At 60.3% G+C, this 23,387-nt stretch carries 24 protein-coding genes; 20 read left to right on the forward strand and 4 right to left on the reverse strand.

Features of this window, described 5'->3' with window-relative positions; genetic code table 11:
- Nucleotides 1-12 precede the first annotated feature (12 nt).
- Nucleotides 13-531, reverse strand: a complete 519-nt coding sequence (locus tag DWQ09_05605; GenBank protein ID KAA3629710.1) for a DUF615 domain-containing protein — start codon at nucleotides 529-531, stop codon at nucleotides 13-15.
- A gap of 232 nt (nucleotides 532-763) precedes the next feature.
- Between DWQ09_05605 and DWQ09_05610 the strand changes: the two genes are divergently transcribed.
- Nucleotides 764-2,101 carry a UDP-glucose/GDP-mannose dehydrogenase family protein gene (locus tag DWQ09_05610; protein ID KAA3629711.1) on the forward strand — a complete coding sequence of 446 codons (1,338 nt, stop codon included), beginning with the start codon at nucleotides 764-766 and terminating at the stop codon, nucleotides 2,099-2,101.
- Here the strand turns inward: DWQ09_05610 and DWQ09_05615 are convergent.
- Complete coding sequence (locus DWQ09_05615; protein ID KAA3629712.1) at nucleotides 2,090-3,160, reverse strand: glycosyltransferase; 1,071 nt, start codon at nucleotides 3,158-3,160, stop codon at nucleotides 2,090-2,092. The genes DWQ09_05610 and DWQ09_05615 overlap by 12 nt on opposite strands.
- Before the next feature lie 12 nt (nucleotides 3,161-3,172).
- The gene (locus DWQ09_05620; protein ID KAA3629713.1) at nucleotides 3,173-4,120 is read right to left on the reverse strand and encodes a UPF0104 family protein; all 948 of its coding nucleotides are present in this window, start codon (nucleotides 4,118-4,120) and stop codon (nucleotides 3,173-3,175) included.
- A gap of 153 nt (nucleotides 4,121-4,273) precedes the next feature.
- Here DWQ09_05620 and DWQ09_05625 point away from each other — a divergent pair, with 153 nt between their 5' ends.
- Nucleotides 4,274-5,971 carry a hypothetical protein gene (locus tag DWQ09_05625; protein KAA3629714.1) on the forward strand — a complete coding sequence of 566 codons (1,698 nt, stop codon included), beginning with the start codon at nucleotides 4,274-4,276 and terminating at the stop codon, nucleotides 5,969-5,971.
- Here DWQ09_05625 and DWQ09_05630 read toward each other — a convergent pair.
- A complete protein-coding gene (locus DWQ09_05630; GenBank protein ID KAA3629715.1) occupies nucleotides 5,965-6,957 on the reverse strand; it encodes a serine/threonine protein kinase in 993 nt (330 codons plus the stop codon). The genes DWQ09_05625 and DWQ09_05630 overlap by 7 nt on opposite strands.
- 59 nt (nucleotides 6,958-7,016) lie before the next feature.
- Here DWQ09_05630 and DWQ09_05635 point away from each other — a divergent pair, with 59 nt between their 5' ends.
- From DWQ09_05635 to DWQ09_05720, 18 genes are all read left to right on the forward strand, one after another.
- Entirely contained in the window at nucleotides 7,017-7,619 is a 603-nt protein-coding gene (locus tag DWQ09_05635; protein ID KAA3629716.1) for a DUF938 domain-containing protein, read from the forward strand.
- 2 nt (nucleotides 7,620-7,621) lie between these two features.
- Nucleotides 7,622-8,368 carry a class I SAM-dependent methyltransferase gene (locus DWQ09_05640; protein ID KAA3629717.1) on the forward strand — a complete coding sequence of 249 codons (747 nt, stop codon included), beginning with the start codon at nucleotides 7,622-7,624 and terminating at the stop codon, nucleotides 8,366-8,368.
- Between the two features lie 77 nt (nucleotides 8,369-8,445).
- Nucleotides 8,446-9,036 carry a hypothetical protein gene (locus DWQ09_05645; protein ID KAA3629718.1) on the forward strand — a complete coding sequence of 197 codons (591 nt, stop codon included), beginning with the start codon at nucleotides 8,446-8,448 and terminating at the stop codon, nucleotides 9,034-9,036.
- Nucleotides 9,033-9,392 (forward strand): PilZ domain-containing protein, encoded by a 360-nt coding sequence (locus DWQ09_05650; GenBank protein KAA3629719.1) that lies wholly within the window; start codon nucleotides 9,033-9,035, stop codon nucleotides 9,390-9,392. Before DWQ09_05645 ends, DWQ09_05650 begins: the two co-directional genes overlap by 4 nt.
- A 5-nt stretch (nucleotides 9,393-9,397) precedes the next feature.
- Nucleotides 9,398-10,045 (forward strand): carbonate dehydratase, encoded by a 648-nt coding sequence (locus DWQ09_05655; protein ID KAA3629720.1) that lies wholly within the window; start codon nucleotides 9,398-9,400, stop codon nucleotides 10,043-10,045.
- Nucleotides 10,042-10,236, forward strand: coding sequence for an acetyltransferase (locus DWQ09_05660; protein KAA3629721.1), 195 nt, complete (start codon nucleotides 10,042-10,044; stop codon nucleotides 10,234-10,236). Before DWQ09_05655 ends, DWQ09_05660 begins: the two co-directional genes overlap by 4 nt.
- Complete coding sequence (locus DWQ09_05665; GenBank protein KAA3629722.1) at nucleotides 10,233-10,601, forward strand: DUF488 family protein; 369 nt, start codon at nucleotides 10,233-10,235, stop codon at nucleotides 10,599-10,601. The genes DWQ09_05660 and DWQ09_05665 overlap by 4 nt, the downstream gene beginning before the upstream one ends.
- On the forward strand, nucleotides 10,546-11,211 hold the full coding sequence (locus DWQ09_05670) for a DUF2238 domain-containing protein (protein ID KAA3629723.1): 666 nt from the start codon (nucleotides 10,546-10,548) through the stop codon (nucleotides 11,209-11,211). Before DWQ09_05665 ends, DWQ09_05670 begins: the two co-directional genes overlap by 56 nt.
- Nucleotides 11,212-11,267: 56 nt before the next feature.
- Entirely contained in the window at nucleotides 11,268-12,662 is a 1,395-nt protein-coding gene (gene der, locus DWQ09_05675; protein ID KAA3629724.1) for a ribosome biogenesis GTPase Der, read from the forward strand.
- Nucleotides 12,663-12,707: 45 nt separating this feature from the next.
- The gene (locus DWQ09_05680; protein KAA3629725.1) at nucleotides 12,708-13,187 is read left to right on the forward strand and encodes a hypothetical protein; all 480 of its coding nucleotides are present in this window, start codon (nucleotides 12,708-12,710) and stop codon (nucleotides 13,185-13,187) included.
- A gap of 160 nt (nucleotides 13,188-13,347) precedes the next feature.
- Nucleotides 13,348-13,758, forward strand: a complete 411-nt coding sequence (locus DWQ09_05685) for a MerR family DNA-binding transcriptional regulator (GenBank protein KAA3629726.1) — start codon at nucleotides 13,348-13,350, stop codon at nucleotides 13,756-13,758.
- A 46-nt stretch (nucleotides 13,759-13,804) separates the two neighbouring features.
- Nucleotides 13,805-14,941, forward strand: a complete 1,137-nt coding sequence (locus DWQ09_05690; GenBank protein ID KAA3629727.1) for a thiolase family protein — start codon at nucleotides 13,805-13,807, stop codon at nucleotides 14,939-14,941.
- 13 nt (nucleotides 14,942-14,954) lie between these two features.
- On the forward strand, nucleotides 14,955-17,279 hold the full coding sequence (locus tag DWQ09_05695; protein ID KAA3629728.1) for a 3-hydroxyacyl-CoA dehydrogenase/enoyl-CoA hydratase family protein: 2,325 nt from the start codon (nucleotides 14,955-14,957) through the stop codon (nucleotides 17,277-17,279).
- A gap of 12 nt (nucleotides 17,280-17,291) precedes the next feature.
- Entirely contained in the window at nucleotides 17,292-19,076 is a 1,785-nt protein-coding gene (locus DWQ09_05700) for an acyl-CoA dehydrogenase (protein KAA3629729.1), read from the forward strand.
- A gap of 123 nt (nucleotides 19,077-19,199) precedes the next feature.
- Nucleotides 19,200-19,715, forward strand: a complete 516-nt coding sequence (locus DWQ09_05705) for a thioesterase (protein ID KAA3629730.1) — start codon at nucleotides 19,200-19,202, stop codon at nucleotides 19,713-19,715.
- Between the two features lie 37 nt (nucleotides 19,716-19,752).
- A complete protein-coding gene (locus tag DWQ09_05710) occupies nucleotides 19,753-20,550 on the forward strand; it encodes an enoyl-CoA hydratase (protein ID KAA3629731.1) in 798 nt (265 codons plus the stop codon).
- Between the two features lie 81 nt (nucleotides 20,551-20,631).
- Nucleotides 20,632-21,453, forward strand: a complete 822-nt coding sequence (locus tag DWQ09_05715; protein KAA3629732.1) for an NAD(P)-dependent oxidoreductase — start codon at nucleotides 20,632-20,634, stop codon at nucleotides 21,451-21,453.
- A gap of 172 nt (nucleotides 21,454-21,625) precedes the next feature.
- Nucleotides 21,626-23,272 (forward strand): electron transfer flavoprotein-ubiquinone oxidoreductase, encoded by a 1,647-nt coding sequence (locus tag DWQ09_05720; protein KAA3629733.1) that lies wholly within the window; start codon nucleotides 21,626-21,628, stop codon nucleotides 23,270-23,272.
- Nucleotides 23,273-23,387 lie beyond the last annotated feature (115 nt).

Here is a 23,387-nt window from a genome sequence, read left to right on the forward strand (position 1 = left end):
CGCGCCTCGGGGCTACTCGGCTGACGACTCGTCACTATCAAGGTGATCGCGCAGATAGCGGAATATCTCGCGTGCCGCGCGCGGCGCCTTTCCGGCCGTCTGCTCTTTGTGTGCGTTGCGCAACAACTGGCGCAAATGCTGGCGGTCGAGTAGCGGATGATGCACAAAGAGCACCTCGAGCGCGGAGTCGCCTTCGTCGAGCAGGCGGTCGCGCCAGCGCTCGATGCGATGGAGTTGGGCTGTCTGGGCGGCATCGCGATTGCGCAGTCGATCGAGATCCTGTTGAATCGGTTCGCAGTCGACGCCGCGCATCAGGCGTCCGATGTATTGCAGCTGACGCTTATGGGCACCACGTTGGGGCAGGCGACGGGCTAGGTCGATGGCCTCGCGCAGATCCTCGGGCAGGGCGATGCGCGCCAGTTCCGAGCTGCTCAACCCAACCAGCTCTTCACCCAGTTTCTGCACGGCCAGCATCTCGCGCTTGACCTGGGATTTGCTCTTGGGCTCTTCGGTGCGATCGTTTTCGTTCATGCGGGGAGCGCTGCGACAGGGCGTTGGTGGTAGGGAAACGGATCGGGCAAGAGTCTAGCAGGAATCGTCCTCATGCGGCTGTTCCATCCCTGACGCGGAATGCATCCCGCGGATGCGCGGCATCGCACTCCGCCGTGAGCGGGAACGTGGAGTGGGTTAGAATGGGCGGCGATTTGCGACGGGATCGGGGAGATCCCTTTGTGGCAGTATTCAAGCGGAAGGAAGCAGTGGCATGAAAGTAACGGTATACGGATGCGGGTATGTGGGCCTGGTCACGGGGGCCTGTCTCGCTCATGTCGGCAATCATGTGTTGTGCGTGGATGTGATTCCCGAACGTGTCGAAGGATTGCGCAACGGCGTGGTCCCGATACATGAACCCGGGTTGGACAACATCGTACGCGACAGCATCGCCGCTGGCCGCCTGACTTTTACCACTGATCCCGCCGCGGCCGCCGCCCACAGTACGCTTCAGTTCATCGCGGTGGGCACCCCTCCTGACGAAGACGGATCCGCCGACCTGCAATACGTGCTGGCAGTCGCCGCGGGTGTCGCCCGCCACATGGACGGCCATCGTGTGCTGGTGAACAAATCCACGGTACCGGTAGGTACCGCCGATCGGGTGCGCGAGACAGTGGCGCGGGTGCTCGGAGAACGCAACGCGGAGTTCGCGTTCGACGTGGTTTCCAATCCGGAATTCTTGAAGGAAGGCGCCGCGATCGACGATTTCATGAAACCCGATCGCATCGTGGTAGGCACCGAGAGCGCTGAAAGCAAAAAATTGATGCAGGAACTCTATGCACCGTTCAATCGCAATCACGACCGTCTGTTGGTGATGGATGTGCGCTCCGCCGAGCTTACCAAGTACGCCGCGAATGCGATGCTGGCCACCAAGATCAGTTTCATGAACGAACTGGCCAATATCGCCGAGCATGTCGGTGCCGACGTCGAGCAGGTGCGCATCGGGATTGGTTCCGACCCGCGCATCGGCTACCACTTTATCTATCCGGGTTGCGGTTACGGTGGCTCCTGTTTCCCGAAGGATGTCAAGGCGTTGATACGCACCGCCGCGCAGATCGGCTATGCACCGGAATTGCTGGAAGCAGTGGACGATGTCAACGACCGACAGAAACAGGTGCTGTTCAGCAAGATCACCCGCGAGTTCGGCGAGAATCTAACCGGGCGCACCTTTGCCCTGTGGGGGCTGGCTTTCAAACCCAACACCGATGATATGCGCGAGGCCTCGAGTCGCGATTTGATGGAGGCGCTGTGGCGGGCGGGTGCCCGGGTTCAAGCTCACGATCCGGTCGCAATGAAGGAGGTGGAGCGAATCTACGGCCAACGCGATGACCTGGTGCTGTGCAAGACACCAGAGGATGCCTTGCGCGGGGCCGATGCCCTGGTGATTGCCACCGAGTGGCTCGCCTTTCGCAGCCCCGATTTCGATTTCATTCGCGAGCAACTCAAGACACCCACGATTTTCGACGGGCGTAATCTCTACGATCCCAAGCGGTTGGCTGAGCGCGGCTTTCGCTATTACGCCATCGGACGCGGTCTTTCCCTACGCAGCTGAATCGGCACCATTACGGTGCGTGCGGCGGTTTTTCTCCGGTCGCCGCCACGTCGTCCGCTCATCGGGATCGGCCTGTTCGACGGCATTGCGGATCACATAGGGTCGCGCACCCGAAGACTCGAAATAGGTGCGCGCCATCATCTCACCCAGTATTCCGGTGGTCAGCAGTTGTATGGAGACCAGCACCAGCAATACACCTGCCAGCAGCAGCGGCCGGGTACCGATGTCCTCGCCGAGGAAGATTTTCACCCCGGCAAGGTAAACGAGAACTATGCCGCCCAGGGCGCCAACACCGAGGCCGATGCGACCGAAAAAGTGGCCCGGTCGAGACATGAAACGCATGAAGAAGTAGACGGTGAGCAGGTCAAGGATTACCCGGTAGACCCGCGATAATCCGTACTTGGACTCGCCGAAGCTGCGGGGGCGATGGTTGACGACCGCCTCCTTGATCCGCGCCGGGCTGGTGTTGGCCGCGACCCAGGCCGGGATGAAGCGATGCATCTCGCCGTAGAGGCGGATATTGCGGATCACCGCGAGACGGTAGACCTTGAGGCTGCATCCATAGTCGTGCAGTTCGACGCCGGTGATGCGCCCGATCAGCCAATTGGCAACCTTGGAAGGGATTTTGCGCAGCCACAGGTTATCTTTGCGTTTCTGGCGCCAGCCAGTGAGTAGATCCAGATCCTCGGCGAGCAATCGCTCCACCAGTCGCGGGATGTCGGCGGGATCGTTCTGCAGATCGCCGTCCATGGTGACCACCACCTCGCCGCGCGCCAGATCGATACCCGCCTGCATGGCGGCGGTCTGCCCGAAATTGCGCTGCAGCTCCACGACGCGTACGTGCTCGCCGAAGCGTTCCTGCATCTCGTGCAAGCGCGCCACCGTGGCATCGCTGCTGCCATCATCCACATAGATCAGTTCCCATGGATGTTGGTAATCAGCCAGCGCTGCGTGAATCTCTTCGGTGAGCAGCACGGCGTTATCTTGTTCGTTGTACATCGGGACGATCAGCGAGAGACGCTGTTCACTGACCCGATTTGCGGTTTTCACTGCCGCCATGATCGCTTCCCGTCAAGGTGTTATATCGGAGGTTGAGTTATGTGGTCGGTAGGGCAGCAACCACGTGACCATGCCGCCGCCAAGACTGGCGGCCAGTAGAAACAGATGTAGATTGACAGCCGCCTCCAGGGTTGCCTTCGGTTCCAAACCCCAGGGCAGCAGCGCAGCCATTATACCCGCTTCGTAGGTACCCAGCCCCGCCACACCGTGAATAGGCAATACGCTGGTCACTTCACCGCCAATAGCGCCGAGCAATGCGATTGACAGATCCACGTCAATAAAGTGCTGGAGCACCCAGGCAAAGACACCCAGCTTTACTATCCAGTTGACCAAAGTCCACCACCAAGTCTCGGCAAAGGTACGATTGTCTCTCGGCAGGCCTGACAACAGACGCGAGGCCAATCCCGGTAATCGTTGCTGAGTGTGCTGAGAAAGCCACCATTCGATGCGTAGACCCCAGCGAAAGAACAGCCAGGGAAGTGCAATCCACAAGATGCTGGTACCGATGGTGGCTGTGGGTCCCAGCAGAGGCCAGATTATGGTCGGCAGAGCCAGCAACCCGAGGGTGTGCAGATCCAGAAACCGAAACCACAGTAGCGCTGGTATCGAACGGGTCATCTCGACGCTGAAGTAGCGTGACATGAGAATAGGGAAGGACAGTTCACCGCTGCGCATGGGGAGCAGGTTGTTGAACAGATTGTGTTGCAGCATGAGCCGCCAGCAGAGTAGAAATCCGTCCTCCAGTGCGGGGTGAAAGTACCGGTACAGGCGTACCGCCCGCAACCAGTAACTGAACAAAATCAAGGTAAGGGCCAGACTAAGTTGGAGCGGTGGCATCGTGTTCCAGGGACGCAATAATCGCAGCCAACCGAGATACCATTCCACGAATGCAAGGAAGGCGAGAAACAGCAGAATACCGAGTATCTGTCGGAGGCGCGGAGTGAACACAGATGCTGACAGTTCAAATGCGGAATCGGCAGCACTCTATCACCCGTGCGCGAAGGAGGCCAGTTCGTGAGGCGAAGCCGCCTTTACACGCCTGAGGGGGTTCAGTAACCTGCCGCTGTTCCGTTGTCACCCACGGTTCGCCACGCTCGGTCGATTCCGATAATCATGCCTCTGACTGATGATTCAGCGTCACACACCGTAAAACAAACGCGAGCCGGTTACGCGCTGCTGTGCTGCATTGGGGCAGCCTTGGTTTGGGCACTCACTTACCTGCCGTGGTTGGGTCTGCTCGACCTGCTGCTCGAAGAACCCCGCCGTGCGCTCATCGCCCGCACCATGCTGGAGACGGGCGACTATTGGGTGCCGCGACTCGGGGGGGAGATCTACACCGCCAAACCGCCGCTGTTCAACTGGCTGATTGCCCTGACCGCGACCGTCACGGGTGAGCTCGATGAGTGGTCGGCGCGATTGCCGGCGGTGATCAGCGTCGCGTTATTGGCGGTGGTGATGGTTTGGGGGGCGCGGCACTGGTTGCGGCCCTGGTCGCTGGCCTTTCTGGCTGCGGCGTTGATCCTGGCGCCGGAGTTTCTGGTCAAGGGACGGCTGGCCGAGATCGAGACGCTTTTCGCGTTGCTGGTGGCCGCTTCGTTGTGGAGCTGGTTTCTGCTCTATCGGCGCGGTGCCGCGGGGGTGCGGCTGTGGCTGTTGCCTCTGGTGCTGGTCGCATTGGCTTACCTGGCCAAGCGCGAACCGGCGCCGGTCTTCTTCTATCTTGCTGTGGCACCGTTTCTGCTCTGGCGGGGCCAGTGGCGCATGCTGCTGCAGCGGGGGCACTTCATCGGCATTGGCGTCGCCGCATTACTCGTCGGCGGATGGTTGGTCGGTGTGGCGCTGCAGACCGGCTGGGAAACATTATGGAATACCCTGCAGCGCGAAGTGCTGGAGCGCGGATTGACCGCGCAGGGCTGGGGCGGGATCGTGCTGCACATCGTGCTCTATCCGCTGGAACTTCTGGCGTCGATGCTGCCGTTCTCGTTGCTGCTGCCGTTGTTGGCGGCGCCCGCCGTCTGGCGGGGTGCCAGCGAACGGTTCGGAGAGTTGTTCCTTTTTTGCCTCATCGGGGTCGTGGTCAATCTGCCCGTCTACTGGTTCCGCGGCGACGTGTCGGTGCGCTACTTTCTGCCGATGTTTCCCTTTGTGCTGCTGATGGCGGCGATGGTGTTTGAGGTCTTGTTCCACGAGCAGGAAAAGGTGGGTCGTTGGGGCCGGCGCTATCTGCGTGCGATTCACTGGTCCGGTCTGGGAATTGGCGCAGTGCTGGTGCTGGCGCTGCTGGTTTCGATGGTGCTGCCGTGGGTCGACGCCAAGCGCTCCGCCTTGTTGCCAACGCTGCTGACGCTGGGAATCGTCCTTGCCGGGGCGGGTTCGCTTTGGTGGTTGTGGCGTTCTGAAAACCTGCGGCCCATGCTCAGGTTACTGGTTCTCTTTTGCGCGATAAACCTGGTGGGAAGGGCGCTCTATTTCAATCTCATTCTGCCGGACAAGGTGCAGCGTGTTGCCGCGGAACTCAATGCGCCGCTGATTGCCAGTCAGCTTCGCAACACGGTGGGCCCTGAAGACGTGGTGCTGGCCAGCGGGGTTCCGTGGGCGGTCTGGTACTACAGCACGAGCGGGTTTCTGCAGCCGCTGCCGGGTGAATCTCCACCCGCCCCGGGCAGCTGGCTGCTGATCAATGAACGGCTCGCCGATCAGGTTGCTGCGCTGGGATTTCCCGCCCAGGAGAGCATCCGATATGTCTACAAAGGCGATGTCCTGCTGCTTGGCCGGATCCCGTTACCTGTGACCGAGGAACCGCCTCAGTAGAGCTCCAGCGGCGGTTCGTCCATCAGTGCCGCCTGTTCCCGGAGCGCGAGGATCTGTTCCTGCCAATAGCGGTTGGTGTTGAACCAGGGGAAGTGGTGGGGGAAGGCGGGGTCGTCCCAGCGCCGCGCCAGCCATGCCGAGTAGTGCAGCATGCGCAGGGTGCGCAGCGGTTCGATCAGATTCAGTTCCCGGGTGGCGAAGGTGTGGAAGGCGTTGTAGCCCTCCAGCAGCCAGTCGAGTTGCAGCGTCATCGATGCCCGATCTCCCTCCAGCAGCATCCACAGATCCTGCACGGCCGGCCCCATGCGACAGTCGTCAAAATCCACCAGATGGATCGCCGCATCGCTCCACAGAATGTTGCCGCGATGAAAGTCTCCATGCAGGCGCAACAGGCGGAGTTTCCCGGCGCGCTCGAAGCCCGCGCGAATGCGCGCCAGCAGATCGTCGTGCAGGGTGCGGTAGGCGGGCTCGAGCTCGGGCGGAATAAAGCCGTTCTCCAGCAGATAACGACCGCTTTCGTCGCCGAACTCGGCAATGGTCAGCGTGGGGCGGTGTTCGAAACGCCGCGCCGCGCCCAGCGCGTGCATGCGCCCCAGCAGCCGGCCGATGCGCTGGTACTTCTCCTCGCTGTCGAGCTCGGGCCAATAACCACCGCAGCGCGGATAGACGCTGAAGCGGAAACGATCGTAGTGGTGCAGTGTTTCGCCCTGGGCGTCGCAAATAGGGGTGACCACGGGCAGCTCGGCTTCTGCCAGAGCCTGCGTGAACCGGTGCTCTTCACGGATCGCCTCGTCACTCCAGCGCTGCGGACGGTAGAACTTGGCGACTACCGGCGATCCATCTTCGATGCCTACCTGATAGACCCGGTTCTCGTAGCTGTTCAGGGCCAGAAGCCGCGCGTCGCTGCGCAAACCCAGGCTCTCGACCGCATTGAGCACGGTATCGGGATCCAGGGTGGCGTAGTCGTGAAGATTGGGATCGGTCATGGCGCGTACTCTATCACGACCGATTGCCGGCGCTTCGCTCAGCGCCTAAGCTTGCCCACATGAAACCCTTCTGCGAATCCGCCGATCAGAACAAGGCCCCGATCCTGGCGGTGTTGCGTGAGCTGTTGACCGTGCCAGCGACGGTCTTCGAGATCGCGAGCGGCACGGGGCAGCATGCGGTTCACTTCGCCGGCCAGCTACCTCATATTCAGTGGCAGACGAGCGAACTTCCGGAGAGACTTCCCGGTATCGGTGCCTGGCTGGAGGAGGCGGCGCTGGCCAATACTCCCGCGCCCATCGCCCTCGACGTCCTGCAGCAACCCTGGCCCGATCTGGTGGTCGATGCCGCCTACAGCGCCAATACGGCGCACATCCTGCACTGGCCGCAGGTGGAGGCGATGTTTCGAGGCGTGGCCGGGATGCTGCGTAGCGGCGGTCTGTTCTGCCTGTACGGGCCGTTTCGCTACGGCGGCGTGCACATAAGCGAGAGCAACACCCGCTTCGATGCATCACTCAGGGCGCGGGATCCCGGGATGGGGGTGCGCGACGTGGATGATCTCAATCGCCTGGCGCTGGAATCGGGCCTGGCGCCCACGGGCGACTACGTCATGCCGGTGAATAACCGTATCCTGGTTTGGCGCCGTACCGCGAGACCTGAATAACGTTGAGTGCCTACAGCGATCACTTTTCGGATCATGCGGGTGTCTACGCACGATTTCGACCCCGTTACCCACAGGCGCTGTTCGACTATCTTGCCACCCATGTTCGGTGCCACGAGCGGGCGTGGGATTGCGGCACCGGCAGCGGGCAGGCTGCGCTGGCCCTGACCCGGCATTTCGCAAGCGTGATCGCCAGCGATCCCAGTACACAGCAGATTGCTAATGCTGAACGGCATGCGCGGGTCACTTATCTGGTTGCCGCTGCGGAACGCCCACCACTGGCAGCGGCCAGTTGCGATCTGATTACGGTCGCCCAGGCATTGCATTGGTTCGACACGCCGCGTTTTTTTGCTGCGGCAAAGAGCATACTGCGCGCCGGCGGAGTGATGGCCGTGTGGTGTTACGAACTGATGAAGATCAAGCCGCAGATCGATGCGGTGATAGATCACTACTACCAGGCGGTCGTTGGCCCGTACTGGCCGCCGCAGCGCAGACTGGTGGAGGAAGGGTATCGTTCGATCGTGTTTCCTTTCGAAGAGTGGCCGGTACCATCGATTGCGATGGAGGCTGAACTCGATCTGCCCTCCGTGCTGGGCTACCTCGATTCCTGGTCGGCGGCACAACGCTATCGCAAGGCACGGGGGGAGGAGCCGCAGGATGTGATTCGCGATACGCTGCTTGAGGCGTGGGGTGATCCCGCGCAGCGGCGCCTGGTACGCTGGCCCGTGTGCCTGCGTATTGGCGGAAATTGAGCCGATGCGCTATGTCGGTTGTCTGCCCCAGGGGTGGCTGATAACCTCGTTTCAATGTTCATACTTCCGTTGGCCTCATGAACTCCCCGCTCCTGCGCCTGCTGCTGGCGCTTGCCGGTCTGGTGGCCGGCGGTTTGCTTGCGGCCGCGGATAACGCGTGGGGCTGGGGTGCCGCGGCGCTCGGCCTGTGGCTGCTTTGGGAGTACGCACGCGATGGTGGAGTGAGCGCGGCTTTCGCCGCCTTCAAACGCGGCGATCAGGATGCGCTGCGCGGCGCGCTGCGTCATACACTTTGGCCACGATTGCTGGCGACGCACAAGCGCGCTTATTACCACTGGATGCGGGGCGTGGCGCTGATGGCGACATGCCGCTTTCCCGACGCCCGCGAACAACTGCTGCTGGCAGCGGCCGGCGATATCCAGACCGAAAATGACCGCAGCCTGATCCAGTGCCTGTTGGCCGAGGTCTCCTTGCAGTTGCAGGATTGGCCGGCGACGCAGGAGCACTTGCGATTGGCGCGAAATCTCGAACATCATGAGCGGGTCAATGGCATGATCGATGCGGTCGAACAGCGTCTGCGTGAGCGTGTGGCCGAAGCGGTTCGGGCCATGACCCCTGCTCCAGTGCCGGAAACGCAGCTCTCCCCGGACGTGGACACAGAGAGATGAGAAAACGACGCGAACGCCGCCGGCATCGGCGGTTGATGCAAAAGGAGAGGTTGTTCATCCAGATCATCGAATCCGATCAGGTGCCCGCACTGCGTGGTAAAACCATCTACTGCTCATCGGTGGATGTTTCCAGCAGTGGTTTACAGATCGAAATCGACCGCGAAGCGCCACCCGGGTGTGTTCTGGATATGTGGGTGGAGATCAAAGGGCGGCGCGGCCGGTTTTATTTGAGCGGCGAAGTGCGCTGGTGCAGCGCCGATGAGCTGTGCCGCAAGTTCCAAATTGGCATTGAGCTCAAAGAGCGCGATGCGACCCAGGAGCAGGATTGGGCAACGCTGTTCTCGGAGATCGACTGAAAGACATGAACGACCTGAGTGATCTTTTCCAGCGGAATCGGGAGTGGGCGGAGCGAATTACGGCCGAAGATCCCCACTTTTTCGAGGAACTCGCCAAACAGCAATCGCCGCAGTATCTATGGATCGGTTGTTCGGACAGTCGAGTACCGGCCAATGAAATCGTGGGAATGCTGCCCGGTGAACTCTTCGTACACCGCAACGTGGCCAACCTGGTGATCCAGACCGATCTCAATTGTCTTTCAGTTGTGCAATACGCCGTCGAAGTGCTGAAGGTCAAACACATCATTGTCTGCGGACACTACGGTTGCGGCGGTGTTCGTGCCGCCTACGAAAATCCCAAGCTCGGATTGATCGACAATTGGTTGCGCACGATCAGGCGGCTCTATCTGAATCATGCGGAGGAGATCGATGGGCTGGACGAAACGGTCCGCATCGATCGGCTCTGCGAACTCAACGTGATGCAGCAAGTTGCCAATGTCTGCATTACGACCGTCGTGCAGGATGCCTGGGAGCGGGGGCAGGAGCTAGCGGTGCACGGCGTCATCTACAGCATCAGCGATGGTGTGTTGCGCGATTTGGCCATGAACGTCTCCCGCCCCGATCAGATACCGGGGTTGGATCGGTTTGTTTTGTCGCAAAGGAGTCGGCGATGACAGAAGCTCTTGCAGAGCGCAGCAAGCGGTTGGCGGAGGCGGTGCGCGAAGCGTGCATCGCTGCGGCACTGGAAGGTTACGAGAACGCGGGTCTAAGTGGCCTCTGTCACGAGGGGCGCTGGGAGTGCGCGATCAGCGCCATGCGCATCGTCGATCTCGAAGCGGTGTTGGCCGCGTTAGAGGAGTCATGACGGCAATCGCCGTCACACGCGCCTACGACCCGCCTGCGGGGGAGAAAGGCTTTCGCGTGCTGGTGGATCGCTTATGGTCACGCGGCCTATCGAAGGCTCGCGCAGCCATCGATCTGTGGCGGCGTGCAAGCACGCCGAGTGATGCGCTGCGGCATAGGTACCAACACGATCCGGCCAGGTGGGATGAATTTCGAGCGCGCGATGCGCAGGAACTGAGCATGCAGGAGGCCGCGGTGCGTGAACTGCTGCAGCACTGCGCCGCGGGAACGGTGACACTGCTCTATGCATCGCGCGAGCAACAGCTCAACAATGCTGTGGCGCTGCGTGAGTATCTGCAGGCGAGGGAGAACGACGTTGTCCGTTGAATCTCGTGCGTGGCGCTACGAAATCGGGCTGCTCTCGCTGACACTGGTGGCGCTGATGGTGTCGGGAATGAAGCCTTACGACCGGCTCACCTGGTGGTTGGAAGTGGCGCCCGTGCTGCTCGTAATCCCGGTTCTTTGGCTTACCCGTGAGCGTTTTTCCCTGACCCGCCTGCTCTACACCCTGATCTTCGTTCATGCATTGATCCTGATCCTGGGCGGCCATTACACGTACGCGCGAGTACCGCTCGGCTTCTGGGTGCAGGATTGGCTGGAGCTGTCGCGTAACAACTACGATCGGCTGGGGCACGTGGCGCAGGGTTTCATTCCCGCCATGGCGGCGCGCGAAATTCTGCTGCGTTGCACTCCCCTCGCGGCTGGGAAGATGCTCTTCTTTTTGGTCACTTGTACTGCGTTGGCGATCAGCGCGTTCTACGAGCTTATCGAGTGGTGGGCCGCCGCGCTGTTGGGTGGCTCGGCCGAGGAATTTCTCGCCCTCCAGGGCGATGTCTGGGATACCCAGTGGGATATGTTTATGGCGCTGTGCGGCGCCCTCGGGGCGCAATGGCTGCTGGGGCGATGGCATGACCGGCTGCTCGCGCGTGTGGGGTAAGACGCCAACTCAGGTACAATAGTCGCCGTTTTCGCCTGGGTTTTTCAAAGTCGACCATGCAACCCGTCATCGCCCTCGTGGGCCGTCCCAATGTCGGCAAATCCACGCTGTTCAACCGACTCACCCGCAGTCGCGATGCGCTGGTGGCCGATCAGCCGGGACTGACGCGTGATCGTCAGTACGGTATCGGCCGCATCGGCGAGCGGCGCTTCATCGCGGTCGACACCGGTGGCCTGAGCGGCGAGGAGGCGGGGATCGATGCGGCCATGGCGGAACAGAGCCGTCAGGCGATCCGCGAGTCCGACGTCACCTTCTTTATCGTTGACGCGCGTGGCGGACTGACCGCCGGTGATGAACTCATCGCGCAGTTTCTGCGCACCGAGGGCAAGCAGACCTTTTTGGTGGTCAATAAAGTGGACCGCGAGGATGCCGATATTCTGAGCGCGGAATTTCACGCCCTCGGTCTCGGTGAGCCGTTTCCCATCTCCGCCAGCCACGGACGCGGCGTCGAGGCGTTGATGGAGCGGGCGCTGACGCTTTTTCCGGTCGATGATTCCACCGCGGCGGACACCGAATCGGCGCAGGGGATACGGGTGGCGGTGGTGGGCCGACCCAATGTCGGCAAATCGACACTGGTCAACCGTCTGCTGGGGGAGGAGCGGGTGGTTACCTTTGACCAGCCCGGTACCACACGCGATGCCATCGCCATCCCCTTCGAACGTGACGGTACTCCCTATGTGCTGATCGATACCGCCGGCGTGCGACGGCGCGGCAAGGTGGTCGAGGCGGTGGAGAAGTTCAGCGTCATCAAGACGCTGCAGGCGATAGACCAGTCCAATGTCGTGATCGCAGTGCTCGATGCGCGCGAGGGTGTCACCGATCAGGATGCCTCGCTCCTTGGGTTGATCCTCGAGAGCGGCCGCGCGCTGGTGGTCGGCATCAATAAGTGGGACAACCTGAGCGGCGAGCAGCGCGATCGCGTGCGTCGCGAGGCTGAACGCAAGCTGGGATTCCTCGAATTTGTCGATACGCACTTCATCTCCGCGCTGCACGGAACCAGCATCGGCACGCTGTTCCGTTCGGTCAAGCACGCTTATCGCTCGGCCATGCTGGAGATGAAGACTCCCGAGCTGACGCGCATACTCGAACAGGCGGTCATGCAACATCAGCCACCCATGGTTCACGGGCGTCGAATCAAGCTGCGTTACGCACATCAGGGCGGCAAGAATCCACCGCGCATCATCATCCACGGCAATCAGACCGAGCAGGTGCCCGAGGTTTATCGGCGTTATCTTGTCAACACCTTTCGCGCTGCATTGCGTATCACCGGTACACCGCTGGCAGTGGATTTCAAATCCGGTGATAATCCCTTCAAGGGCAAGAAGAACGTATTGACGCCGCGTCAGATCAAACAGCGCAAGCGTATGATGCAGCACGTCAAGAAACGATAAACCCACGACTGGCCAGGAAGGCCGATTGATGTGAAAGGAGTCACGATGCCTTTGCTTCCCCTCTGGTTTCTGGTCATACAACTGATGCCGTCAGCCTCGGTCGCCGAACCGCTGGTCCAGCGTATCGAGCGCTGCATACCCGATGGGTTCGTGTACCAGTGGCGCGATGCCGCCGGTCGGTTGTATATGGGGGATTGTGCACCGAGCGACGCGCAGCAATTAAAACGCGTTCCACGGGCCTCACTTCAGCCTACGCTGATTCAATCACCACCGAAACCGGCCAGTAACCCACCGACGGTTGTGAGAAAGTCAAAAAGAAATTCGCGCTCCCGCGACGGGAAACTGAGTCCGGAAACCCTGAGGGGACTCAGCGCCAAGTGCCGTTGGCTCGTCGGGCGCATTGAACATATCAAGGGGCTGGTGAAGCAGCATCGCACCGGCTCTAGGCAACCCAGCATCTGGGAACCGGAACTTGACAAGCGGCGGGGAGAGTTGCGCAAGGCGCGCTGCGGGGTGAGCGTTTAGGGGAAGGCGACTACCTGGCTGAACCAGCCGGAGCTGGGCTTGGCAGCTATCGATTCCTGTAACACATTGAAATATCAATTGGTGTTTACTTTTCTATGCGGCTAATGACGTATAAGTAATAAGGTTGACGTAAAGGTTAACAAAGTCTATATTACGTCGCATGGAGCCCAGCACCCCTGATTTCTACACCGTAACCGAGCTAGCAGACGAGCTGGGAATTACCCCGCGTACCATTCGCTTCTACGAGACCAAGGCGTTGATCAAACCACGGCGCGCGGGCACTACGCGGGTTTATACCCATCGTGAAAGAGCCCGGATGCAGCTGATTCTGCGTGGTAAGCGGCTGGGGTTTTCGCTGGCGGATATCCGTGAGTATCTGGATCTCTACGATGCCGATCCCCTGCAGGGGAAGCAGCTGCGTTTGCTCACCCAGAAGATCGATCGGCGAATCTCCGAGCTGGAGCAACAGCGCGAGGATCTGGAAACAGCCCTTCAGGAATTGCAGGAGATCCGCCAGGAGTGTCTCACCACCATCGAGATGCGCGAGCGGACGGAGACAGTGGAGGGGTGATGCCCTTCGATCGATTGACACCATAAGGAGTTTGCGGAGAGTGGCAATGAAAAACGTTGTGATCGCTGAATATGTACGTTCCCCCTTCACCTTTGCCCGCAAGGGTGAACTGGTAAAGGTTCGACCTGACGATCTGGCCGCCCAGGTCATCAAGGGGTTGATTGCCAAAAGCGGCGTGAAGACGGCAGATATTGAGGATCTGATTCTCGGCTGCGCTTTTCCCGAAGGCGAGCAGGGACTGAATGTTGCGCGACTGATCGGATTTATCGTCGGCTTGCCACTGTCGGTGGCGGGTGTCACGGTCAATCGTTTCTGCGGCTCCTCCATGCAGTCGATTCACATGGCAGCCGGCGCTATCCAGATGAATGCTGGCGAGGCTTTCATCTGCGCCGGGATCGAGTCCATGACCCGGGTGCCGATGATGGGCTTCAATCCTCTGCCCAATCCCGCCCTCTACGAGGCGATGCCCGCCGCCTATATGGGAATGGGTGAGACGGCAGAAAATGTCGCGAAGAAATACAACCTCTCCCGCACGGAGCAGGATGAGTTTGCTGCTGCCAGTCATCAAAAGGCCGGAGCGGCACGTGCCGGTGGTCGCCTCAGCGACGAGATCATCGCCATCGATACCGGCAACGGTGTCGTGGATCAGGATGGGTGCATTCGCCCCGAGACCACCCCGGAAGGGCTGGCCGATCTCAAGCCCGCTTTTGACGAGAAGGGCACGGTGACCGCAGGCACCTCGTCACCATTGACCGATGGTGCCAGCGCCACGCTGGTGTGCAGCGAAGAGTACGCCAAGGCCAACGGCCTGAAACCGCTGGCGCGTATCAAGAGTATCGCGGTTGCCGGCTGCGCGCCCGAGATCATGGGTATCGGTCCGGTAGTGGCGACCCGTAAAGCGCTGGAACGCGCCGGATTGAAGGCAGCCGATCTCGACATCATCGAACTCAACGAGGCCTTCGCCAGCCAGTCCATCGCCTGTATCCGTGATCTGGAACTCGATATCGCCAAGATTAATCTCGACGGCGGCGCCATTGCCTTGGGTCATCCCTTGGGCGCCACCGGCGCGCGTATCACGGGCAAGGCGGCTGCGCTACTAAAACGCGAGGGCAAGCAGTTTGCCCTCGCTACGCAGTGCATCGGCGGCGGCCAGGGTATCGCCACCATCCTCGAAGCCGTTTAAGGGGAACTCGGACATGGAAATCAACAAGGTTGCCGTCATCGGCGCCGGCGTCATGGGGGCCGGTATTGCGGCTCACGTCGCCAACGCCGGGGTACCGGTGGTACTGCTCGACATCGTCCCCGAGGGGGCGGATAACCGTAATGTGATCGCTGAGTCCGCGGTGCAGAAGATGCTGAAGACCGAACCGGCGGCGTTCATGCACAAAAAGAACGCCAAGCTGGTCACCACCGGTAATATCGACGATCACATGGAACTGCTTGCCGACTGCGACTGGATCATCGAAGCGGTCATTGAGCGGCTCGATATCAAACAGGCGCTCTACAAGAAGATCGACGCGGTGCGCAAGCCCGATGCATTGGTCTCCTCCAACACCTCCACCATCCCGCTGGACCATCTGGTGGAGGGGTTATCTGGGCCGTTCGCCGAGAATTTTCTGATTACACACTTCTTTAATCCGCCGCGCTACATGCGCCTGCTGGAGATCGTCCGCGGTGCCAAAACCCGCGCGGACGCAGTGCCAACGGTGCGTGATTTCTGCGATCGCCGCCTGGGCAAGGGCGTGGTCGACTGCAAGGACACCCCCGGCTTCATCGCCAATCGCATTGGTATCTATTGGATCCAGACCGCGATTCTCGAAGCGATGCGCATGGGTGTGACAGTGGAAGAGGCCGATGCCGTGCTGAGCAGGCCGGTAGGTATTCCCAAGACGGGCGTCTTCGGGCTCTCCGATCTGGTGGGTATCGATCTCATGCCGCACCTGATGACCAGCATGAAATCGACGCTGCCGCCCAGTGATCCCTTTCACACGGTTGCCGAGATCCCCAAGCTCATTGAGCGCATGATCGCCGACGGTTACACCGGTCGTAAAGGCAAGGGTGGCTTCTATCGCATCAACAAAGCCGGTGGCCAGAAGGTCAAGGAAGCGATCGATCTGCAAAGTGGCGAGTATCGGGTCGCGGAAAAGCCACGCCTCGATAGTGTCGATGCGGCCAAAGGTGGCTTGCGCGCACTGGTCGAACACGCCGACCTGGGTGGTCGATACGCCTGGCAGGTACTCTCCAAGGTGCTGGGTTATGCGGCCGGTCTGGTGCCAGAGATCAACGACGATATCCATGCCGTTGACGAGGCGATGCGCCTTGGCTACGCCTGGAAATACGGTCCTTTCGAGTTGATCGATCAACTGGGCGGCGCCTGGTTCGCCGATCGTCTGCGCACGGATGGTCACGTCGTGCCCGCGATACTCGAGGTGGCGGGCGATAAATCGTTTTATAGAGTCAACAACGGCGTCCTGCAGTACCTCACGTTGACCGGTGATTACCGCGATGTGCCGCGTGCCGAAGGTGTTACCTTGCTCGCGGATATCAAGCGTCGCAGCGAGCCGCTGGCGAAGAACGGATCTGCCAGCCTGTGGGATATCGGCGACGGTGTGGTGTGTCTGGAATTCACCTCCAAGATGAACTCGCTGGATCCGCAGATTCTCGCCATGATCCGTACCGCCATCGAACTGATTCCCGCCAAAGGCTACAAGGCGTTGGTGATCCACAACGAGGGCAGCAACTTCTCGGTGGGTGCCAATCTCGGCTTGGTGCTCTACGCGGCCAACCTGGCCATGTGGGCCGAAACGGAAGCTATGGTGAAGGAGGGGCAGGATGCCTACAAGGCGCTCAAGTACGCGCCCTTCCCCGTCGTCGGTGCGCCTACCGGCATGGCGTTAGGGGGCGGTTGCGAGATCCTGCTGCATTGCGATGCGGTACAGGCACACGCCGAGACCTACATGGGACTGGTCGAAGTGGGTGTGGGTGTGATTCCGGGTTGGGGTGGTTGCAAGGAGATGCTGACCCGCTGGGTGACCAACAAGCGTCGTCCGGGTGGTCCCATGCCGCCGGTCATCAAGGTTTTCGAGACCATCAGCGTCGCCAGCGTCGCCAAGAGCGCGGCGGAGGCCAAGGACTACCTGTTTCTGCGCCACGACGACGGTATCACCATGAATCGTGATCGGCTGCTGGTCGACGCCAAGGCCCGCGCCCTGGCGCTGGCTGCGGACTACACGCCACCGGAGCCGGTCGAGATCAGCCTGCCCGGCCCGACGGCGAAAACCGCTATGGAGATGGCGGTGGATGGTTTCGTCAAACTGGGCAAGGCAACGCGGCACGATGTGGTGGTTTCTGCAGCGTTGGCCGACTGCCTCAGCGGTGGCGACACCGATGTGACCGAATCCCTCACTGAAGATGACCTGTTGGCTCTGGAGCGCAGGCACTTCATGCGCCTGCTCAGGCACCCGGATACGCTGGCGCGCATGGAACACATGCTGACCACCGGCAAGCCGCTACGAAACTAAGGATGCTTAACCATGGCCGTATACAACCCACCCTTACGTGATCTGCAGTTCGTTTATCATGAACTGCTCGACCCGGCGCGCCTGCAGGCGTTGCCCGGTTGCGAGGAGTTTGATGGTGATCTCGTCAATGCCGTGCTGGAAGAGGCCGGCAAGTTGTGTGCCGAGGTGCTGTTCCCGCTGAATCGCAGCGGCGATGAGGAGGGCTGCCATTTCGAGAATGGCGAGGTGCGCACGCCGGCCGGGTTCAAAGAGGCCTATCAGCAGTTCGTCGCAGGCGGTTGGACCGCCATTGCCTGTGACACCGAGTACGGTGGCCAGGGTCTGCCCAATACCGTCAACGTGATGGTCGAGGAGATGATCTGTTCCACCAATCTCTCATTCGGTATGTATCCCGGTCTCTCGCACGGCGCCTACAACGCCATCAAGGCACACGGCAGCGAGGAACTGAAGAATCTCTATCTGCCCAAACTCACCGATGGAACGTGGAGCGGTACCATGTGCCTTACCGAGCCTCAGTGCGGCACCGATCTCGGTCTGGTGCGCACCAAGGCGGTCCCGCAGAGCGATGGCAGCTACAGGATCACCGGCACCAAGATCTTCATCTCCGCCGGTGAGCATGATCTCACCGAGAACATCGTGCACCTGGTACTGGCGCGCCTTCCCGATGCGCCAGCCGGGATAAAAGGTATCAGTCTTTTTCTGGTGCCCAAGTTTCTGCCCGACGCCAACGGCGATGTGGGCGGGCGCAACGGGGTGGTGTGCGGTTCCATCGAACACAAGATGGGTATCAAGGCCTCATCGACCTGCGTGATGAATTTTGACGATGCGACCGGCTGGCTGTTGGGGCAGCCACACAAAGGCATGCGCGCCATGTTCACCATGATGAACACCGCGCGGCTCGACGTCGGAATTCAGGGTATCGGCCTCGGTGAAAGCGCTTATCAGGGGGCTGTCGAATATGCGCGCGAGCGCATCCAGGGCCGTGCCCTGAAGGGGGCGCAGTTTCCGGAGAAAGCGGCCGACCCGCTCTTCGTTCATCCCGACGTGCGGCGCATGCTGCTCACCCAACGCGCCTATGTTGAGGGTGCGCGTGCCCTGGCTGGCTGGCTGGCCAGTGAAATTGACGTCTATCAGCGCTCGGAGAACGCTGACGAGGTGCAGGCCGCGGAAGATCTGGTGGCGCTTCTTATACCCGTGTTGAAGTCCTTTGGCACCGACATGGGCTTCGAGTGCGCCAATCTGGGTGTGCAGGTCTACGGCGGCCACGGCTACATCCGCGAAAATGGGATGGAACAGTACGTGCGCGATGCGCGTATCACGCAGATTTACGAAGGTACCAACGGTATTCAGGCGCTCGATCTGGTGGGTCGCAAACTGCCCGCCCATATGGGACGCTATCTGCGCCGTTTCTTCCACCCGGTCGCCGACTACATCGAGGCGCATAAGGATGATGAAGCCCTCGCCGAGTTCATCGGCCCGTTGGCCAAGGTGTTTGGACGGCTGCAGAAGGCGACCGCCTTCATCGCCGAAAAGGGAATGCGCGATCCCAATGAAGCGGGTGCCGCATCGGTGGACTATCAGCGGCTGTTTGCACTGACGACGCTGGCTTACCTGTGGACACGCATGGCCGAGATCGCCCTGGCTAAGGTGGACGGCGGCGAAAGTCAGTTCTATCAGGCCAAGATCGATACCGCACGTTTCTATATGCAGCGCCTCTTGCCGCAGGGCGGCGGACTCTTTGGGGCGATCCTCGCGGGTGGAAAATCGATGATGGCCTTTAACGACGAGGCGTTTTGAATAGGGATCTTTTAACGCCAAGACGCTAAGGCGCAAAGGACGCGAAGGGGAGTGTTGGTGAATGCAGCTTTTTTGGCAATCTTTGCGTCTTAGCGACTTGGCGTTAGAAGACTTAGATTCCTAATGAACTTGATCTTTCGGTTTTTACGGGTACTGTTTCGCGCGCTGCTGAAGCCGCGTATCGGTGTGCTCGATACCTCGGAGGTGAACTTCCGGGTATGGCCGACCGATCTCGATATCAACCGGCATATGACCAACGCGCGTTACCTCAGCATGATGGATCTGGGACGCACCGATCTGCTGATTCGTGCGGGGATGTTGGGAACCGTGATGCAGGAACGTTGGTTGCCGGTCGTTGGCAACATCAACATACGCTTCCGCCGTTCGTTGGATCCGTTTCAACGCTTCACGATGAAAACACGCCTGTTGTGCTGGGACGAAAAGTGGTTCTACATGGAACAACGTATCGAAAGCAGCAAGGGTGTTCATTCGGTGGCAACAGTGCGTGGCCTGTTTCGCGGGCGCGGCGGTTCGGTACCGACCGAAAAACTGTTGGAGCGTATGGACTATCGGCAGGACTCACCCGCGTTTCCGCCCGAGGTGACACAATGGGTCGAGTGTGAGTCAGCAAGCTACTAGCGCAGCGCAACCCAAGAACAACGAGGAGGAGAGGGTGATGAGCAAAACCGTACAAACGTCGATTGTCGATGGCGTGGCAACACTGCTGCTGAATCGCCCCGACAGACTGAACGCGCTCGATGCGGAAATGGCGCGCGAGCTCGCCATTGCGACACGCGCACTCGCCGAAAACCCGGAGGTGCGCTGCGTCGTAGTGACAGGGGCCGGTGATAACTTTCAGGCTGGCGGTGACATCGAGTATTTTCGCGCTGGTTTGCAGGGCAGCGAAGCCACGCGCCGGGAAGAGATCAGGGCGATCATCGACGAAGTCCACACCGCCATTACCCACTTGCGTACCATGCCGAAGCCGGTGGTCGCGCGAATCCAGGGTGCCGCTGCGGGATTTGGTGTGAGCCTGTTGGCGGCCTGCGATCTGGCCATCGCAGCCGATAGTGCCAGGTTCACGTTGGCCTATTGTCATATCGGTGCCAGTCCCGACGGCGGAAGTACCTATGCGCTGCCGCGTATGGTGGGCATGAAACGTGCGATGGAGCTGGCGCTGTTGGGTGAGCGGTTCGATGCGGCCAAAGCCGAGGCGATCGGTTTGATCAACCGCGCGGTACCGGCCGCTCTGCTGGACGCGACCGTGCAGAAACTGGCGCAGCATTTTGCATCAGGTCCCACTTTTGCGTACGGCAGGACCAAGGCGTTGCTCAACGCCTCGTGGAACAACGATATGGCGACGCAGCTCGATGCGGAGATGGAGAGCTTTTCCGAATGTGCATTGAGCAATGATTTTACCGAGGGTGTCATCGCCTTCTGCGACAAACGAAAAGCCGAGTTTACGGGACGGTAATCACGCCACCACCATTTCGCACAATTCAAACTCCGCGCCGGTGTGTTTCCTAAAAGTGGTGCGGAAACAAGGAGAGGCACAATGGGTTCTTTGCAGGGTAAAACCATTTTCATTACCGGTGCCACGCGTGGCATAGGCCTGGCGATCGCGCTGCGTGCGGCGCAGGACGGGGCCAACATTGTGATCGCGGCGAAGACCACGGAGCCGCATCCCAAACTGCCGGGCACGATCTTTACCGCAGCCGAGGAGATCGAGGCGGCCGGCGGCAAGGCACTCGCCGTACAAACCGATATCCGCGACGAGGAGCAGATCGCCGCCGCGGTGCAGAAGACGGTTGATCGGTTTGGCGGCATCGATATCCTCGTCAACAACGCCAGCGCCATCAGCCTCACCGGCACCCTGGAAACCCCGATGAAGCGCTACGATCTGATGAACCAGGTCAATGCACGCGGCACATTCGCCAGTTCGCAGGCCTGCCTGCCGCATCTGCTCAAGGCGGAGAATCCGCATATTCTCATGCTGTCGCCGCCGCTCTCCATGAAACCTAAGTGGTTCAAGCACCACACGGCCTACACCATGGCCAAGTACGGTATGAGCATGTGCGTGCTGGGTATGTCGGAGGAGTTTCGCAAGCAGGGCGTGGCGGTCAATGCGCTATGGCCGCGCACCGCGATCTACACCGCGGCCATCGCCATGCTCGGGGATATGGTCAAGCCCGAGAATTGCCGCAAGCCCGAGATTGTGGCTGACGCAGCCTACGCCATCCTGACGCGCAAGAGCCGTGAATGCACGGGTAATTTCTTCATTGACGACGAAGTGTTGACTGAAGCAGGCGTCACGGATATCGCATCGTATGCGGTCGATCCCCAGGGGGAGTTATTTCAAGATCTCTTTCTGGATTGATCGGGTGCACGCCTCTGCTTGCCTGTGGATAAAGCGTCGTCGAGGGTTCGATGGTTGGAGCCTGCGATACGGTTCAGCGGCAGCTGATCTCCTGGAAAGTTGGGAATCCAGCAATTTGGTATGATCTGCGCTCGGCTGACCGAGATCCAGAATGAAAGCGCGGGGAGGAAGTATGGAACGAGAAGCGATGGAGTTTGATGTGGTGATTGTCGGGGCGGGTCCTGCGGGCCTGTCGGCAGCGATACGCCTCAAACAACTCAACGCCGAGCTCAATGTCTGCATCCTGGAGAAGGGTTCCGAAGTGGGTGCCCATATACTCTCCGGCGCGGTGATCGAATCGCGCGCCCTGGATGAGCTCCTCCCTGACTGGAAGGCGCAGGGCGCGCCACTCAAGACGACTGTCACAGCCGATCAGGTCTATCTGCTCCGCGGCCCCGAATCGGGTGTCAAGTTCCCCAATGCCTTTGTGCCCAAGACCATGCACAACCACGGCAACTACATCATCAGCCTGGGCAATCTCTGCCGCTGGCTGGGCGAGCAGGCCGAGGGTCTGGGCGTGGAGATCTTCCCCGGCTTTGCCGCGGCCGAGATCCTCTTCAATGACGAGGGCAGCGTCAAAGGGGTGGCGACCGGCGACATGGGTGTCGGCGCCGATGGCGAACCCAAGGAGGGTTATGAACCGGGAATGGAACTGCACGCCAAGTACACGCTGTTCGCCGAAGGGTGTCGTGGACATCTGGGCAAGCAACTTATGGCGCGTTACCGACTCGACGCCAACGCCACCGCGCAGCACTACGGCATCGGGCTCAAGGAGTTGTGGGAAGTCAACGCGGAGAAGCACCGGCCCGGTCTGGTGGTCCATGGCGCCGGTTGGCCACTGAGTGAAAGTGGCAGCTCCGGCGGCTTCTTCCTCTATCATCTGGAGGACAACCAGGTCGTGGTGGGCCTGATCGCCGACCTCAACTATGCCAACCCGCACCTGAGTCCGTTCGACGAATTTCAGCGTCTCAAACATCATCCGGTGATCAGGCAGCACCTTGAGGGTGGCAAGCGCCTCGCTTACGGCGCGCGCGCAATTACCAAAGGCGGTTTTTACGCGCTGCCCAAGATGACCTTCCCCGGCGGGTTATTGATCGGTTGCGATGCGGGAACGCTCAATTTTGCCAAGATCAAAGGTACTCACACCGCGATGAAATCCGCCATGGTGGCCGCCGAGGTGATAGCGAATGCGGTGCAGGCGGGTGACACGGGCGGCACGGAGTTGACCGCCTACACCGATCAGTTCAAGGCGAGTTGGGCCTGCGATGAGCTCTACCGCAGCCGTAATTTCGGGCCAGCCTTGCACAAGTGGGGGCCGTATCTGGGCGGCGCTTTCAACTACATCGATCAGAACTGGTTCGGCGGCAAGCTGCCCTTTACCTTGAAAGATGACGTGGCCGATCACGCGCAACTGAAGCCCGTGGCCGAGTGTGCGACGATCGATTACCCGAAGCCCGACGGCAAACTCAGTTTCGACAAACTCTCCTCGGTGTTCATCTCCAACACCAATCACGAGGAGGATCAGCCAGTGCACCTGCAGCTCAAGGACGCGTCGGTGCCGATCACCATCAATCTAGCGCAGTACGATGCGCCCGAGCAGCGCTACTGCCCCGCCGGCGTCTACGAGATCGTGCGCGATGACGACGGCAGCAATCCGCGCCTGCAGATCAACGCGCAGAACTGTGTGCACTGCAAGACCTGCGATATCAAGGATCCGACGCAGAACATTACCTGGGTATCACCCGAAGGCGGCGGCGGGCCCAACTACCCCAACATGTAACGGATCTCATGCCGGTCTGGTCCAATCGAACCCGGTATTCTGGCTGCTATGCTCACACGGTACACGCATATTTTGCACTGCTGTACTCTGGAGGTGTTGCGGTAAAACAGATGCC

The organism is Pseudomonadota bacterium, assembly GCA_008501635.1.
In the GTDB taxonomy this organism is placed as follows: Bacteria; Pseudomonadota; Gammaproteobacteria; order QQUJ01; family QQUJ01; genus QQUJ01.

Coding starts and splice junctions, on each gene's coding strand:
- DWQ09_05605 (KAA3629710.1), bottom strand. CDS start 531: ATGAACGAAAACGATCGCACCGAAGAGCCCAAGAGCAAATCCCAGGTC.
- DWQ09_05610 (KAA3629711.1), top strand. CDS start 764: ATGAAAGTAACGGTATACGGATGCGGGTATGTGGGCCTGGTCACGGGG.
- DWQ09_05615 (KAA3629712.1), bottom strand. CDS start 3,160: ATGGCGGCAGTGAAAACCGCAAATCGGGTCAGTGAACAGCGTCTCTCG.
- DWQ09_05625 (KAA3629714.1), top strand. CDS start 4,274: ATGCCTCTGACTGATGATTCAGCGTCACACACCGTAAAACAAACGCGA.
- DWQ09_05630 (KAA3629715.1), bottom strand. CDS start 6,957: ATGACCGATCCCAATCTTCACGACTACGCCACCCTGGATCCCGATACC.
- DWQ09_05635 (KAA3629716.1), top strand. CDS start 7,017: ATGAAACCCTTCTGCGAATCCGCCGATCAGAACAAGGCCCCGATCCTG.
- DWQ09_05645 (KAA3629718.1), top strand. CDS start 8,446: ATGAACTCCCCGCTCCTGCGCCTGCTGCTGGCGCTTGCCGGTCTGGTG.
- DWQ09_05650 (KAA3629719.1), top strand. CDS start 9,033: ATGAGAAAACGACGCGAACGCCGCCGGCATCGGCGGTTGATGCAAAAG.
- DWQ09_05655 (KAA3629720.1), top strand. CDS start 9,398: ATGAACGACCTGAGTGATCTTTTCCAGCGGAATCGGGAGTGGGCGGAG.
- DWQ09_05660 (KAA3629721.1), top strand. CDS start 10,042: ATGACAGAAGCTCTTGCAGAGCGCAGCAAGCGGTTGGCGGAGGCGGTG.
- DWQ09_05665 (KAA3629722.1), top strand. CDS start 10,233: ATGACGGCAATCGCCGTCACACGCGCCTACGACCCGCCTGCGGGGGAG.
- DWQ09_05670 (KAA3629723.1), top strand. CDS start 10,546: ATGCTGTGGCGCTGCGTGAGTATCTGCAGGCGAGGGAGAACGACGTTG.
- der (KAA3629724.1), top strand. CDS start 11,268: ATGCAACCCGTCATCGCCCTCGTGGGCCGTCCCAATGTCGGCAAATCC.
- DWQ09_05680 (KAA3629725.1), top strand. CDS start 12,708: ATGCCTTTGCTTCCCCTCTGGTTTCTGGTCATACAACTGATGCCGTCA.
- DWQ09_05685 (KAA3629726.1), top strand. CDS start 13,348: ATGGAGCCCAGCACCCCTGATTTCTACACCGTAACCGAGCTAGCAGAC.
- DWQ09_05690 (KAA3629727.1), top strand. CDS start 13,805: ATGAAAAACGTTGTGATCGCTGAATATGTACGTTCCCCCTTCACCTTT.
- DWQ09_05695 (KAA3629728.1), top strand. CDS start 14,955: ATGGAAATCAACAAGGTTGCCGTCATCGGCGCCGGCGTCATGGGGGCC.
- DWQ09_05700 (KAA3629729.1), top strand. CDS start 17,292: ATGGCCGTATACAACCCACCCTTACGTGATCTGCAGTTCGTTTATCAT.
- DWQ09_05705 (KAA3629730.1), top strand. CDS start 19,200: ATGAACTTGATCTTTCGGTTTTTACGGGTACTGTTTCGCGCGCTGCTG.
- DWQ09_05710 (KAA3629731.1), top strand. CDS start 19,753: ATGAGCAAAACCGTACAAACGTCGATTGTCGATGGCGTGGCAACACTG.
- DWQ09_05715 (KAA3629732.1), top strand. CDS start 20,632: ATGGGTTCTTTGCAGGGTAAAACCATTTTCATTACCGGTGCCACGCGT.
- DWQ09_05720 (KAA3629733.1), top strand. CDS start 21,626: ATGGAACGAGAAGCGATGGAGTTTGATGTGGTGATTGTCGGGGCGGGT.